Origin of the sequence: Leisingera sp., from assembly GCF_034669605.1 — a bacterium.
Classification (GTDB): Bacteria; Pseudomonadota; Alphaproteobacteria; order Rhodobacterales; family Rhodobacteraceae; genus Leisingera.
In genome coordinates, this window is the sequence record NZ_JAXMOX010000144.1 from 1 (window position 1) to 12,381 (window position 12,381).

The following is a 12,381-nucleotide window of genomic DNA, read 5'->3' on the forward strand; positions in this document are numbered from 1 at the left end:
CGGCAGCCGGTAATGCAACGCCTGATCGTCTGCTGTCTGCGCGGCCCTCGCTGGCGATCACAATGCTCCAGCCAGTCCATCCATCGGACGCCAGCAATTTGCGGGGCCTGAACTGTGCCTAAGCTTACCACAGAACAACTTTTCAGTCCGACCGTGCTGCTTGCGCTGGCGCTGATGGCGATCATTGTGATGATGATCCTGCCAATGCCGGCCTGGGTTCTTGATGTTGGTTTGGCGGCCTCCTTTGGGCTTGCCATCCTGATCTTTACCATCACCCTTTTCATCGAGCGGCCGCTGGATTTCTCCTCCTTCCCGACGGTTCTTCTGGCCTCGCTGATGCTTCGGCTGTCGTTGAATATATCCTCTACCAAACTGATCATCGGCCAGGGGCATTCCGGCACCGACGCGGCCGGCAATGTGATCGAAGGTTTCGCCCAGTTTGTGATGGGGGGCAGCGTATTCCTGGGTCTGGTGGTGTTCGGGGTTCTGTTGATCGTCAACTTCATGGTGATCACCAAGGGGGCCGCCAGGATGGCCGAAGTGGGCGCCCGGTTTGCACTGGACGGAATGCCCGGCAAGCAGCTGGCGATCGACGCCGACATGTCGGCCGGTGCCATCGACCACCAGACCGCCAAGGAACGCCGGGAGCGTGATCAGCAGGAAACCACTTTCTTCGGCTCACTCGATGGTGCTTCGAAGTTTGTAAAAGGCGACGCTATTGCCGGGCTTCTGATCACCTTGCTGAACTTGGTCATGGGTTTGATCATGGGCGTTCTGGTCCATGGCATGCCGGTAGGCAGCGCGTTTGAAACCTATGCCATCCTGACCGTGGGCGACGGTCTGGTGTCGCAGATCCCATCTGTGATCATTTCTATTGCTGCGGCTCTGCTGCTGGCTCGCGGCGGGACCACCGGTGCCACAGATACCGCCCTGTTCGAGCAATTCGGCCGCCATCCCGCCGCGCTGACAACTGTTGCCGTGCTGATGATCCTGTTTGCACTGGTTCCCGGTCTGCCGTTCCTGCCGTTCGTGACCGGAGGCAGCGTGCTGGGTTACGCAGCTTTCCGCATGGCAAAGAAAAAGCAGGATGACGCAGAGGCGGAGATCGAGGAAAAGATCGAAGAAGCTGCAGATCCCAATGCAAGCCGGCCGCTTGGAGATATTCTGGATCTGGATGATCTGCATCTGGAGTTTTCCCCGGACCTGGTCAGCATGGTACTTGATGCCGGAACCGGGTTGGATGCGCGGATTGCCAACATGCGGTCCCACATTGCCACCACTTTTGGCCTGATCCTGCCCGAAATCCGGCTGACCGACCAGCATGAGCTGGAAAGAGGCACCTATGTGGTCAAGGTGCAGGGGGTTGAGCAGGTGCGTGGCACTCTGCATCCCGACATGGTCTTGGCATTGATGCCGGACAATCATGACGCGCTGCCGCCCGGCACTGATGTGACCGAGCCGGTATACGGCGCGCCGGCCCGCTGGATTTCTGCCAAGGCGCAGGAGCAGGCCGCCTTGGCCGGGGCTACCGTGGTCACCCCGCCGGAAATCCTCGCGACCCATTTGCTGGAGATCATCAAGCAGAATTTCTCCCGCCTTCTGACTCTCAAGTCGCTGCGCCGCCTGTTGGATGAGATGACGCAGCTTTCCGATGACTTCCGGGCTGAGGCAAACCGCAAGCTGCTGGATGCGCTCGTGCCGGAGAAGGTTCCGATGGATACCTTGCATTCGGTGCTGCGTCTGCTGCTGGAGGAGCGGGTTTCCATCCGCAATATGCCGCTGATTTTGGAATCGATTGCCGAAGCCCGGCTGCACACCCCCCAGCCTGAGCTGATCTGTGAACATGTGCGGCAGCGGCTGGGTTTCCAGCTGGTGGCCGAGATGAAACGCGAGGACGGGACCATTCCGCTGATTCAGCTGGCGCCGGAATGGGAAGATAAATTTTCGACGTATCAAGTGGACTCGCAGGGTGCCGGGTTGGACATCGCCTTGCCGCCCGATTTGTTCAATACGCTTGCGGACGGGCTGACCGAAAAGCTGTCGGCAATTACCGACCAAGGTGTGTTTGCCGCCGTAGTGACCTCGACCCGCCGCCGCCGTTATCTGAAGACCATTCTGAAATCGCGGGGCATCACCAACCCGGTGCTCTCCTTCGAAGAAATTGGTCTTGAGGCGCGGCCTGCCCTGGTTGGCATGGTGCAGGCATGAACCTGGACTTTCTGCCGCCGGAACTTATTGCGCTGCTGGGAGCAGGGTTCTGGCATGCTGCACTTGTTTTCCTGAGGGTGTCGGCGATGGTCTCGGTGCTGCCTGCGGTGGGGGAGTTGTATGTCCCCACCCGGGTCAAGCTTGCAGTTTCTGCGGCTTTTACTTTTGTGGTGGCGCCTGCTCTTCCGGCTCTCCCTGAACCGGATGGTGCTGTAGACTTTGCCCGGTTTGCTGCCGCCGAAGCGATCATTGGCCTGGCTCTGGGCATTGGTGTCCGGATCTTTGTTCTGGCGTTGCAGACGGCCGGCACAATGGCGGCGCAAAGCACGTCGTTGTCACAGGTTCTGGGCGGCATCGGAGCAGAGCCGATGCCGGCTTTGGGGGCCGTTCTGATGATTTCCGGCGTGACCCTTGCTGTGATGATGGGGCTGCATATCCGGGCGGCGGAACTGCTTATCGGCTCTTACCAGCTGTTTCCCGCTGGTCAGTTCCCCGCAGCGCCCGGGTTGACGGAATGGGGTGTGTACCGGGTTTCGCAAAGCTTTTCTTTGGCGTTTACCCTGGCGGCACCCTTTGTCATTACAGCTGTGATCTACAATTTAGCCTTGGGTGTGATTAACCGGGCCATGCCTCAGCTGATGGTGGCCATGGTCGGCGCGCCGGCTATCACCTTCGGCGGACTGTTCATCCTGATGGTCGGCAGTCCGATGATTCTGGATGTTTGGTCTACGGCTCTGATGACCTTTATGTCGAACCCCGGAGGCGGAATGCCATGAGCGGACAGGACGACGATTCAGACAAGTCATTCGAGCCGACGGAACAGAAGCTCCGCAAAGCCCGGGAGAAAGGCGAAGTTGCCAAATCCACGGATCTGTCGGTAGCCGCAGCATACTTGGGCCTGATCATCGCAGTCCATGCTGCCGGCAGTAGCAGCGTTGAGGGGATCGGCACCGCTCTGATGGCTTTTCTGGACCAGCCGGACAAGCTGGCGCCGCTGTTCTTCGATGGGCCCGCCGCTGCACCCGTCGGTGGTTTTATCGGAAGTTCCGTCCGCCCTGTTCTGCCGTGGTTCCTGGTTCCCTTTGGGCTGGTGCTGCTGTCGATCGTCGGTCAGCGTGCGCTGGTTTTTGCGCCCAGCAAGCTGGAGCCGAAGCTGTCCCGTATTTCTTTCATCTCGGGGGCCAAGAACAAATTCGGCAGATCCGGTCTGTTCGAGTTTTTTAAAAGCTTTGTGAAGCTGGTGCTCTATTCGGTCTGCTTGGGCGTCTACCTGTCTTTCCGGTTGCCGGAGATGATCGCTTCTTCCGGCACCGGTCCGCAATCAGTTGTCCTGATGCTGTCGCAGCTGGCGATGGAGTTTCTGTTTCTAGCGCTAGTCATCGCGCTGGCCATTGGTGTTGTGGACGCCGCGTTTCAACATGCTGAGCACCGCCGCAAGAATATGATGTCACGGAAAGAAATCCAGGACGAAATGAAAGAAGCGGAAGGCGATCCCCATATGAAAGGCCAGCGCCGTCAGCGCGGCCAGCAGATCGCGATGGGGCAGATGATGGCCGATGTGCCCAAAGCCGACGTCGTGGTCGTCAACCCGACGCACTATGCAGTGGCGCTGAAATGGAGCCGTGAGAAGGGATCCGCGCCGGTCTGCGTTGCCAAGGGCGTTGATGAAGTGGCCGCGGTAATCCGGCGTGTTGCCAATGAAAACGGTGTCCCGATTCACAGTGATCCGCCAACGGCGCGGGCTATGCATGCCACGATTGAGATCGGCGGTGAAATTCTGGAGGAGCATTACGCACCGGTGGCGGCGGCCATCCGGTTTGCTGAAGAGATGCGCAAGCGTGCAAAAGGGAAAATCACATGAAGCAGAAAATGCTGGAGCAGATGGCGGCTGTGACCGCCGCGCAGTATATGCAGGAACATGCTAAGATACAGCCGGCGCTGGCCAGGGAGGCGCAGCTCCGCGGCCAGCTGGCCAAGCTGAACAGCCAGGTGCAGGCCGCCCGGGCACAGGCGGACAGCGATCACACAATGAAGGCCTTAGGGGCAGATCTGTTGTGGCAAGGTTGGCATAGCCGCACCAGGCGCCAGTTGAACCTGGAGCTGGCGCAGGCCACGGCGCAAAAGCTGCGGATGATGGATCAGCTGCGCAAAGCTTTTGGGCGCAAACACGCGGTGGAAACCATGGCAGGGTCCGAACGCAAGCGGCGCAAGGCAGATCAGGCAAAGGCCTTTATGGAGCGGCTTCTGGACGGCTGAGAAAACCTGAGTACGGCACAAACTAAAAGGCCGCTCCGGGCCCAGGAGCGGCCATTCCTTTGTTGGATCTGCTGGACGCCGCCGGTCAGACGTCCTGCCGTGATATTTCCATGATCAAAACGTCATAGACGCCTTTGCCGAGATGTTTCTTTGCCGCTTCGCGCAGCGCGGTACGCAGGGGCTCCAGCACATCTGAGCGGGTGAAAGCCCCGCGGAAACCACCCATATTGGCATGGTCGAAGAGAACTTGCAGAAAAACATCCCGCAACTTGGGTGCGTAGGAATGCACCTTTTCGGCGATGTCTTTCTTGACCTCAAGGCTGAGCGAGATCACCACCAAGGATGTCATTTGGTCGCGTTCCACAATCGGGACCACAAACTGGTCGCCGACTTTGATGTATTCTCGCTGGTTCTCTTCGCTGTCTTCGGCGGCTTCCACTTCGGCCTCTTTCGGGGTTGGGGCGGCCTTGCCGTCGGCAGCAGCTTTATGTTCCTCAGGCGGAGGCGCCAGCATGATGCCGGCGCCAATGCCGCCCCCGGTCCCGATGATCAGCAGGATGACTGGAAGAAGTTTGGAAAACATATCAACCCTCAGAACGGCAGAATGGCGTCGAGCAGCTGCTGGCCGTAACGCGGCTGCTGAACATCGGTGATCTGGCCGCGGCCGCCATAGGACACACGGGCTGAGGCGATCTTGTCATAGGTGATCTCGTTTTGGCGGCTGATGTCTTGCGGCCGGACATAGCCGGTCACCAAGAGTTCGCGCAGTTCGAAATTCACCCGCAGTTCCTGGGTGCCGCTGATTGCCAGAACGCCGTTGGGCAGAACGTCGACAACAGTCGCCGCAACCCGCAGTTCCAGCTTTTCGCTGCGCTTGACGGATCCCTTGCCGCCCGCAGAGCTGGAGCTGCCCAGTTCCACGGCTTCGGCAGAGCTGGCACCTTCCGGCAGTTTTCTGTCCAGACGCTGCGGCAGACCCAGCAGATGCGGCATGTTCAGGCTTTCGGACCCTGCACGTGAGCGCTGGGTGTCGTTGGAAATCTCTGCCTCTTCATCGATCTCGATCACCACGGTCAGAATATCGCCGCGCTTGATCGCGCGGCGGTCGCCCAGCAGCGATTGCTGCGAGCCGCTCCACAAAGATGCGCCGTCAACAGTGCGCCGGTTCTGTGTCTGCGCAGGCAGCCCCTGGTACAGCATCGCAACATGTTCGGAGCTTTCATTGGACGGGGTGAAGGAGGGCGGTTTGCCCATATGATCCATCCGGCCGCAGGCACCCAGCAGGGCAAGCCCGAAGAGCAGAGGTTTGACGGGGAAAAGTTTCTTGTTCATCAGTTTACCTCAACGGAACCGTCTGCCGCGATCCGCCCTGTTACGGTGGTGCGGGAATTAAGATTCATGACCCGGACGGCCTCACCAGCGGCGCCGCGCCCCAGGGCGCGGCCTTCGGCCGCTATGGTCAGCCCCCCCTGGCGGAAGGTCAAAGTGACCAGGTCATTGCGTTCAATGATAGCTGGCGGGCCGATATCGCCGGCCCGCAAGGGCCGACCTGCGTACAAGGCGACGCGCGCCTCTTGACCGACAACCGCTGCCGCGTTTGACAGTGCACCAAGGATCTCGCCTTTCTTCAGGGCCAGGTCTTCGGCATTGACGATCGCCTTTGCGCGTATGGTGCGCAGCGGGATCAGATATTCCGCCCAGACAGGCGGTGCGCAAAGGGCGGCGGCGGTCAGACAGGCAAGAGCAAGTTTCATCAGCGCACCTGTGTCGTTGCACCCATCATCTGGTCGACAGCCGAGATGACCTTGGCATTCATTTCGTAGCCGCGCTGGGCTTCGATCAATTCAGTGACCTCGCGCACCGCGTCCACCGAACTGGCTTCCAAATAGCCCTGACGCAGGGTGCCGAGCCCGTCTTCGCCGGCCGTGGACACTGTGGCAGCGCCTGAAGCTTCCGTCTCGGTGAACAGATTGCTGCCGATCGCTTCCAGGCCTTTTGGGTTGGTAAAACCCGCCAGCGTGAACTGGCCCAGCAGCTGAGCTGCCGAGGTTTCATCAAAGTAGCCGTAAACTTCGCCCTCAGCGTTGATGGAGATGCTGGTGGCATCATCCGGAATGGTCACCTCCGGCGACACCGCGAAACCGTCAGATGTCACGATCAGCCCCTCAGCCGAGCGTTTCAACGCGCCGTCGCGGGTATAGGCGGTCTGGCCAGACGGCAGTGTGACTTCAAGATAGCCCTTGCCGTCGATGGCGAGATCCAAGTCATTGTTGGTCTGCTGCAGCGCACCTTGCGCCAGATGCACCGAGACGGCGGCGGGGCGCACACCCAGGCCGACCTGGACGCCAGTCGGCAGCACCGTGCCGTCCGACGCGTTGACGGTGCCGGCCCGCGAGATCTGCTGATAGTGCAGATCGGCGAATTCGGCGCGCCGGGCGTTGTAGGCAGTGGTGTTCATATTGGCGAGGTTGTTGGAGATAGTCTCCACCCGCAATTGCTGAGCGCTCATGCCGGTGGCTGCGATTTTCAAGGCACGCATCTGGATTCTCCTAGGTCTTGATCAGGTTTTTGATGGCATTGCGGATGCGTTCGTCTTCCGCCTGCAGAAAGCTTTGGCCCATTTCATAGGCGCGCTGGACTTCGATCATCCGGGTCACCTCGGAAATCGCATTCACGTTGGAGCCTTCAAGAAAGCCTTGCAGCACCTTCGCGTCAAAATTGTCCTCAATCTCGCCGTCGACGCGGAACATCACACCATCCTCGCGCACCAGCGTGTGCTGCTCCATCGGTTTGAACAGACCAAGCTGTCCCAGCAGCCGCCCGTTTGCGCTGAGCGAGCCATCCGCCCCAGCTTCGATCTTGCCGGCATCCGGCGGAACAAAGACCGGCGCGCGGCCGGCATCCAGCACCCGGTATCCGTCCATGGTCACAAGGTCGCCATCGGCATTGGGAGAAAAAGCTCCGGAACGGGTCAGCCGTTGGCCTTGCGGTGTTTCCACCATGAAGAAGGCGTCGCCCTCGATCGCAAAATCGAAGGAGCCGCCGGTTTTGGTCAGCTGGCCCTGCTCCATCGAGGTATTGAAGATATTCGCACGCGACATTGACAGCGACTGCTGACCGGGCGAGGACTGCACGAATTCCGAGAAGATCAGGCCCTCTTGGCGGTAACCGGTGGTGGCCGAGTTCGCGATATTGTTGGCAATGACGCGCATCTCCCGCATCAGGCCCGTTTGGCGTGACAGAGTTGCATAGCCTGCATTTTCCATTATGAGCCTCCGGCAATCATCGGAACAACGTGGCCGTGGAAGAAGGCCACCAGCGTTTGTGTCATGAAGCCCATTGTCATCCAGAACACGACCAGGATTGCTGTCAGCTTGGGCACGAAGGTGAGGGTCATTTCCTGCACCGACGTCAGAGCCTGAAACAGACCGATGGCCAGACCGACAACCAGAGCGACAAACAGGATCGGCGTCGACATGGTGACGGCGGCCCACAGTGCCTGGCGCAGTGTGTCATAGAAGAGGCTTTCGCTCATCATGGCTTAAACCGGCATCCTCAGGATTTCCTGATAAGCTTCGACGACTTTGTTGCGCACCGTCACTGCGGTTTCGACTGCCAGTTCGGTCTGCGCCAGGGCCTGCACCAAAGCGTGCGGGTCGGCGCCTGAGGTCATCGCCTGCATTGAGACCTGTTCACTTTGCTGCAGAGTCGCCGCGAAATTCTCAAAACTCTCTTTCAGGCGGGCGCCTGCGCCGGATCCCGCATGTTCAGGGTCGGCCTTGGTGGCAGGACGGGCAGCGGCATAGCCGGTTGCGGCGGAAAAACTGCGAATATCCATTCTGGATCTCCAATTGTATTGGTTAACGTCTTAATAGGTCCATAAGTGATGCGGACATCGTGCGTGTCTGCTCGAACATCTTCAGGTTGGCTTCATAGCTGCGCTGGGCCTCACGGGCGTCCGCAATCTCGATCATCAGATCGACATTGGAGCCGTCGTAATGCCCGCTTTCATCGGCCATCGGATGCGAGGGGTCGTAAACTTCCTCCAGATCGCTGCGGTCCAATGTGACCCGGCCGGTACGCACATGCTCCACATCCGTCTGCAGCTCGCGCACGGCTTCAAACGGCACGGTCTTGCGCCGGTACCCCGGAGTATCAGCGTTGGAGATGTTTTCGGACACATGGCGAAGGCGCGAGGCTTGCGCCTTGAGACCGCTGGCAGTGACGGAAAGGGCTCTGGAAAATTCACTCATCTCTCATCCTCCTTAATTTTTGCCAAGGCTTGCGCGCAGGACGTTCATCGAGGATTTGTAGATGGCCAGGGCCCGCTTGTGCTGCCGGGAAACTTCGACACCTTTCAGCAGCTCGGTTTCGACAGACACTGAGTTGTCATTAGGATCGCTGCCATCCTCGCTTGAGGTGACAGCCCAGTCCATTCCACCATCGGCGGTGCCGTTCAGATGGCTGGCCCGGGTTGCCATCATGCTGCTCGGTCGGGCCCCGGCAGCAAAGACGTCCTTGAATGGCTTGATGTCCTTGGCGTGGTAGCCGGGCGTATCGGCGTTGGCGATATTCTGGGACACCAATGCCTGGCGCTTGCCGGCATGGACCGCCATGGAATGAGAAATTTTGAATACGTTCAGTTCTGTGAACACCAGGGTTTCTCCCTTGATCGATTTCAATCAAGGCTTAACCCCGATTCCTTTAGAAATTGTTTGCAGGACATCAATGGAGGCCGCTGCAATGAAAGCAGAGCTGCAAGCACTGACCCGTCAAATAGCCGGAAAACGTCTGGCAGCGCAGATGGGCAGGGTGACCGCGATCTCTGGCGGGGAAATCGAAGTCAGCGGGTTGGCTGCTGCCGCTAGGATCGGTGACCGGCTAGTGCTGCGGCGCGGCCCGCAGGACGAATTGCATGGAGAGGTTCTGAAGATTTATGGAAATAATATCAGCATGTTGCCAGACAGAGCACCGGATGGAGCCGCGGTTGACGACCCGGTGGTGCTGCGTCCTTCGCCGGAGTTTTTGCCCAGCGATCACTGGATCGGCAGGGTGATCGATCCTTTCGGCGAGCCGCTGGATGGCCGCCCGTTGCTGCCAGGGGCCGTGCCCCGGGATCTGATGGCGTCCCCGCCCAAAGCCGCCGGCAGGCGGCCGATGGGGGAGCGTCTGGCGACGGGGCAGGCCGTATTGAACACGATTCTCCCTATTGTACGCGGCCAAAGGGTGGGTCTTTTCGCAGGCTCCGGCGTCGGAAAATCGTCGCTTCTGGCAAAACTGGCCAAAAGAATGGAAGCGGATGTAGTGGTCATGGCGCTGATCGGGGAACGCGGCCGGGAGGTGAACCACTTTGTGGAACAGGTCCTGGGCCCCGATGGCATGCGCCGGGCGGTTGTGGTGGCGGCCACGTCGGATCAGTCCGCGCTGGTCCGGCGCCGCTGCGCCTGGGCCGCCATGACAGTGGCCGAGCATTTCCGCGATCAAGGCAAAAATGTTCTGTTTTTGGCCGATTCGGTTACCCGCTTCGCCGAGGCGCACCGGGAAATTTCTGCGGCCTCGGGTGAAGCGCCTGCACTGCGCGGATATCCCCCATCCGTAACGCCGCTGATCACCGGTCTGTGCGAACGGGCTGGGCCTGGTGCAGACGGGCAGGGTGATATCACCGCCGTGTTCAGCGTTCTGGTGGCCGGTTCCGACATGGACGAACCGATTGCGGATATTCTTCGCGGTGTTCTGGATGGTCATATTGTGCTGAACCGGGAAATCGCCGAACGCGGCAGATTTCCGGCGATTGACGTTTCACGCTCAGTATCCCGAAGCCTGCCTGCCGCAGCCACAGACGATGAAAACGCGGCAATCCAGGATGTGCGCAAGTTTTTGGGCGCTTATGAACAGTCGGAAGTGATGATCAGGGCCGGTCTCTATGCCGAGGGGAACGATGCGGTGCTGGACAAGGCTGTAAAACTTTGGCCAGAGCTGGACGGTTTCTTTGGCCGCGAAGATCCGGAAGGGATCACCAGCAGTTTCAACCGCCTGCTTCTTTTGCTGCGCCGCGCCAAGGCCGGACGGTGATCCGGTTATTTTCAAATACAAGAACAGAAAAGGCTGCTTCAGGCTGATTTGTTGCACTGCCCCTGGCGAAAATTCACTGCAAGAATTCAGCATGATAGCGGCGAAGAATGAGCAGCTGTTTCCCCGCTGAACGCGCAATGCCTCGTTATGCCTTGGTCAAGCCTTGCGGCGGGGATGGAGCGGATACCCGCGCCGAAGCCGTGTCGAGATATGAGGAGGGCCAGAAAATGGTCCGGGGGACCATTTTCCCGACGACTGGATGCATTGTGTAAAGCTTCCGGGGCAACGCCTCATGGCAAGAGAATGTGAACGGCAGGTTTCGGAAATTCGCCTCCGCTTTGCCGTGCTCAGCCGCTACACCGTACCTGGCATACCTGTCACAAAGGCGGTGGTTTAATCCATCTGGGGAAAGCGGATCTGCGCTCAGAACCCGGCTTGTGCAACATGTTTAACCGCCCCTAGCGCAAGAGGTTTCTTAGAGCAATTTGGCGCGGTGTCGGGGACTGACATGTATCCGGCCTCGTGATGCGGCCATCGTCATGCCGCGGGCCCGCATGGTGTTTGCGGGCCGGAACCAAATCAAAGCCGCGTGCTCGATGGCACTCTGTAGCACTCTGGTTCTGCCGACCCCGTTTCACGACCCTTGCGCCAAGCTGCTCTCAGCCCTCCTCCGCTCCGACGACCTCGCGACCGCTGGCGGACCTTGCGCCGCCATGGCCGTGGCGATCGGCGGGCCGATGCCCGGGATCGTTTTCAGGCGCCGGGCATTTGCCGCACCCTGTGGCACGGCCCAGCCGTACTCGGTGAGATGTCCGCGGAGCACGTTGATGGCCTGGGTGCGCTGCCGGATGAGCAACTCCCGGACGCGGAAGACACTGGCCGCCTCCTTGCGTTTCCTCGCTCTTCACAGGCACGAAGCGCATATTCGGTCTATGCGCCGCCTCGCAGATCGCCTCAGCGTCCGCCGCGTCATTTTTTTGCCGCTTGATGAAGGGCTTCACATAGACGGGCGGGATGAGCTTGATGCCGTGGCCGAGTTTGGCCAGCTCCCGACCCCAGAAATGCGCGCCGCCGCAGGCCTCCATCGCCACCAGACAGGGCGGCAACTTGGCGAAGAACTCAAGCACCTGAAGCCTTCTGAGCTTCTTGCGCAAGACAGCACAGCCTTTGCTGTCAGCACCATGGACCTGGAACACCTTCTTCGCCAGATCCAGTCCGACCGTGTAATCTCCGACTTGACCGCCTCCCAAAATGGATTGTTGGGCTCCCACCTTGTTGGAGTGGACGGCCTCTGAACGGCATCGAAATGTGCCAGAGTGAGTCTGAAGATCTCAAATGAAGGAGCCGTCCGTGGATCAGATTATCCCTATTGGCATGGGTACGTCAAAGCACGTGATTTAACTGGATGGCGTGGACACCGCCGAACAACCGGTTCTTCGCAAGAAGATGCGCCGGAAGGGGATGGTGGGATTTTTTGCGAAATGTCCGCCGAACGTCATTGCGATCGAGGCCTGTGGTGCCTCGCATCACTGGGCGTGGTTGCTGACGGGGTTCGGTCATGAGGTCAGGCTAATTGCGCCTCAGTTTGCAAAGCCTTACGTGAAGCGCGGCAAGAATGATGCGGCCGATGCTGAAGCGCAGTGCGAGGTGATGAGCCGCCCGACGATGCGGTTCGTTCCGGTGAAGAGCGCCGAGCAATAGGCGGCACTGATGCATGTGGGCATGCGCGAGCGTGTTGTCGTCTCCCGGACGCAACTTGCCAATACAATCCGTGGCTATGCGGCCGAGTTCGGACTGACCGCGGCCAAAGGCGTGTCTCATATTCCGCGCCTTCTGGAACGCATC

General features: G+C 59.6%; 14 protein-coding genes and 3 pseudogenes. 7 read left to right on the forward strand and 10 right to left on the reverse strand.

The window, feature by feature from the left end; all coding sequences use genetic code 11:
- The first annotated feature begins 174 nt into the window (after nt 1-174).
- From flhA to VOI29_RS16725, 4 genes are read left to right on the forward strand one after another with little or no spacing between them, the layout of a single operon-like run.
- A complete protein-coding gene (flhA, locus tag VOI29_RS16710; protein WP_416361551.1) occupies nt 175-2,208 on the forward strand; it encodes a flagellar biosynthesis protein FlhA in 2,034 nt (677 codons plus the stop codon).
- On the forward strand, nt 2,205-2,984 hold the full coding sequence (locus VOI29_RS16715) for a flagellar biosynthetic protein FliR (protein WP_323781115.1): 780 nt from the start codon (nt 2,205-2,207) through the stop codon (nt 2,982-2,984). Before flhA ends, VOI29_RS16715 begins: the two co-directional genes overlap by 4 nt.
- Nucleotides 2,981-4,069 (forward strand): flagellar type III secretion system protein FlhB, encoded by a 1,089-nt coding sequence (locus VOI29_RS16720; RefSeq protein WP_323781117.1) that lies wholly within the window; start codon nt 2,981-2,983, stop codon nt 4,067-4,069. The genes VOI29_RS16715 and VOI29_RS16720 overlap by 4 nt, the downstream gene beginning before the upstream one ends.
- Nucleotides 4,066-4,464, forward strand: a complete 399-nt coding sequence (locus VOI29_RS16725; RefSeq protein WP_323781120.1) for a hypothetical protein — start codon at nt 4,066-4,068, stop codon at nt 4,462-4,464. The genes VOI29_RS16720 and VOI29_RS16725 overlap by 4 nt, the downstream gene beginning before the upstream one ends.
- An 85-nt stretch (nt 4,465-4,549) precedes the next feature.
- Here the strand turns inward: VOI29_RS16725 and VOI29_RS16730 are convergent, their stop codons facing one another.
- Genes VOI29_RS16730 through VOI29_RS16770 form a run of 9 tightly spaced genes read right to left on the reverse strand, consistent with a single transcriptional unit; the run spans nt 4,550 to nt 9,119 of the window.
- Nucleotides 4,550-5,047, reverse strand: coding sequence for a flagellar basal body-associated FliL family protein (locus VOI29_RS16730; protein WP_323781122.1), 498 nt, complete (start codon nt 5,045-5,047; stop codon nt 4,550-4,552).
- Between the two features lie 8 nt (nt 5,048-5,055).
- A complete protein-coding gene (gene flgH / locus VOI29_RS16735) occupies nt 5,056-5,796 on the reverse strand; it encodes a flagellar basal body L-ring protein FlgH (protein WP_323781125.1) in 741 nt (246 codons plus the stop codon).
- Complete coding sequence (gene flgA, locus VOI29_RS16740) at nt 5,796-6,218, reverse strand: flagellar basal body P-ring formation chaperone FlgA (protein WP_323781128.1); 423 nt, start codon at nt 6,216-6,218, stop codon at nt 5,796-5,798. Before flgA ends, flgH begins: the two co-directional genes overlap by 1 nt.
- Nucleotides 6,218-7,003: a flagellar basal-body rod protein FlgG gene (gene flgG / locus VOI29_RS16745; protein ID WP_323781131.1), complete on the reverse strand. Its 786-nt coding sequence runs from the start codon at nt 7,001-7,003 to the stop codon at nt 6,218-6,220. The genes flgA and flgG overlap by 1 nt, the downstream gene beginning before the upstream one ends.
- Nucleotides 7,004-7,013: 10 nt before the next feature.
- A complete protein-coding gene (locus tag VOI29_RS16750) occupies nt 7,014-7,730 on the reverse strand; it encodes a flagellar hook-basal body complex protein (RefSeq protein WP_323781134.1) in 717 nt (238 codons plus the stop codon).
- Nucleotides 7,730-8,002, reverse strand: a complete 273-nt coding sequence (locus tag VOI29_RS16755) for a flagellar biosynthetic protein FliQ (RefSeq protein ID WP_323781137.1) — start codon at nt 8,000-8,002, stop codon at nt 7,730-7,732. Before VOI29_RS16755 ends, VOI29_RS16750 begins: the two co-directional genes overlap by 1 nt.
- Nucleotides 8,003-8,005: 3 nt before the next feature.
- On the reverse strand, nt 8,006-8,302 hold the full coding sequence (gene fliE, locus VOI29_RS16760) for a flagellar hook-basal body complex protein FliE (RefSeq protein ID WP_323781140.1): 297 nt from the start codon (nt 8,300-8,302) through the stop codon (nt 8,006-8,008).
- A 22-nt stretch (nt 8,303-8,324) separates the two neighbouring features.
- Nucleotides 8,325-8,717, reverse strand: coding sequence for a flagellar basal body rod protein FlgC (gene flgC, locus VOI29_RS16765; RefSeq protein ID WP_024092263.1), 393 nt, complete (start codon nt 8,715-8,717; stop codon nt 8,325-8,327).
- A gap of 12 nt (nt 8,718-8,729) precedes the next feature.
- Nucleotides 8,730-9,119, reverse strand: coding sequence for a FlgB family protein (locus tag VOI29_RS16770; RefSeq protein ID WP_323781148.1), 390 nt, complete (start codon nt 9,117-9,119; stop codon nt 8,730-8,732).
- Nucleotides 9,120-9,207: 88 nt separating this feature from the next.
- Between VOI29_RS16770 and VOI29_RS16775 the strand changes: the two genes are divergently transcribed.
- Both VOI29_RS16775 and VOI29_RS16780 read left to right on the forward strand, forming a co-directional pair.
- A complete protein-coding gene (locus VOI29_RS16775; RefSeq protein ID WP_323781145.1) occupies nt 9,208-10,536 on the forward strand; it encodes a FliI/YscN family ATPase in 1,329 nt (442 codons plus the stop codon).
- A gap of 139 nt (nt 10,537-10,675) precedes the next feature.
- Nucleotides 10,676-10,933, forward strand: a pseudogene (locus VOI29_RS16780) (hypothetical protein); the annotation flags it as partial.
- 297 nt (nt 10,934-11,230) lie between these two features.
- On the opposite strand, the pseudogene VOI29_RS16785 reads toward VOI29_RS16780, so the two are convergent.
- A pseudogene (locus VOI29_RS16785) lies at nt 11,231-11,786 on the reverse strand (IS110 family transposase); the annotation flags it as partial.
- Between the two features lie 151 nt (nt 11,787-11,937).
- Between VOI29_RS16785 and VOI29_RS16790 the strand changes: the two are divergent.
- Nucleotides 11,938-12,381: pseudogene (locus tag VOI29_RS16790) on the forward strand (IS110 family transposase); the annotation flags it as partial.

What these genes read in the sequence shown, in the direction of transcription:
- flhA (WP_416361551.1), top strand. Translation starts at nt 175, where the DNA reads ATGGCGATCATTGTGATGATGATCCTGCCAATGCCGGCCTGGGTTCTT.
- VOI29_RS16715 (WP_323781115.1), top strand. Translation starts at nt 2,205, where the DNA reads ATGAACCTGGACTTTCTGCCGCCGGAACTTATTGCGCTGCTGGGAGCA.
- VOI29_RS16720 (WP_323781117.1), top strand. Translation starts at nt 2,981, where the DNA reads ATGAGCGGACAGGACGACGATTCAGACAAGTCATTCGAGCCGACGGAA.
- VOI29_RS16725 (WP_323781120.1), top strand. Translation starts at nt 4,066, where the DNA reads ATGAAGCAGAAAATGCTGGAGCAGATGGCGGCTGTGACCGCCGCGCAG.
- VOI29_RS16730 (WP_323781122.1), bottom strand. Translation starts at nt 5,047, where the DNA reads ATGTTTTCCAAACTTCTTCCAGTCATCCTGCTGATCATCGGGACCGGG.
- flgH (WP_323781125.1), bottom strand. Translation starts at nt 5,796, where the DNA reads ATGAACAAGAAACTTTTCCCCGTCAAACCTCTGCTCTTCGGGCTTGCC.
- flgA (WP_323781128.1), bottom strand. Translation starts at nt 6,218, where the DNA reads ATGAAACTTGCTCTTGCCTGTCTGACCGCCGCCGCCCTTTGCGCACCG.
- flgG (WP_323781131.1), bottom strand. Translation starts at nt 7,003, where the DNA reads ATGCGTGCCTTGAAAATCGCAGCCACCGGCATGAGCGCTCAGCAATTG.
- VOI29_RS16750 (WP_323781134.1), bottom strand. Translation starts at nt 7,730, where the DNA reads ATGGAAAATGCAGGCTATGCAACTCTGTCACGCCAAACGGGCCTGATG.
- VOI29_RS16755 (WP_323781137.1), bottom strand. Translation starts at nt 8,002, where the DNA reads ATGATGAGCGAAAGCCTCTTCTATGACACACTGCGCCAGGCACTGTGG.
- fliE (WP_323781140.1), bottom strand. Translation starts at nt 8,302, where the DNA reads ATGGATATTCGCAGTTTTTCCGCCGCAACCGGCTATGCCGCTGCCCGT.
- flgC (WP_024092263.1), bottom strand. Translation starts at nt 8,717, where the DNA reads ATGAGTGAATTTTCCAGAGCCCTTTCCGTCACTGCCAGCGGTCTCAAG.
- VOI29_RS16775 (WP_323781145.1), top strand. Translation starts at nt 9,208, where the DNA reads ATGAAAGCAGAGCTGCAAGCACTGACCCGTCAAATAGCCGGAAAACGT.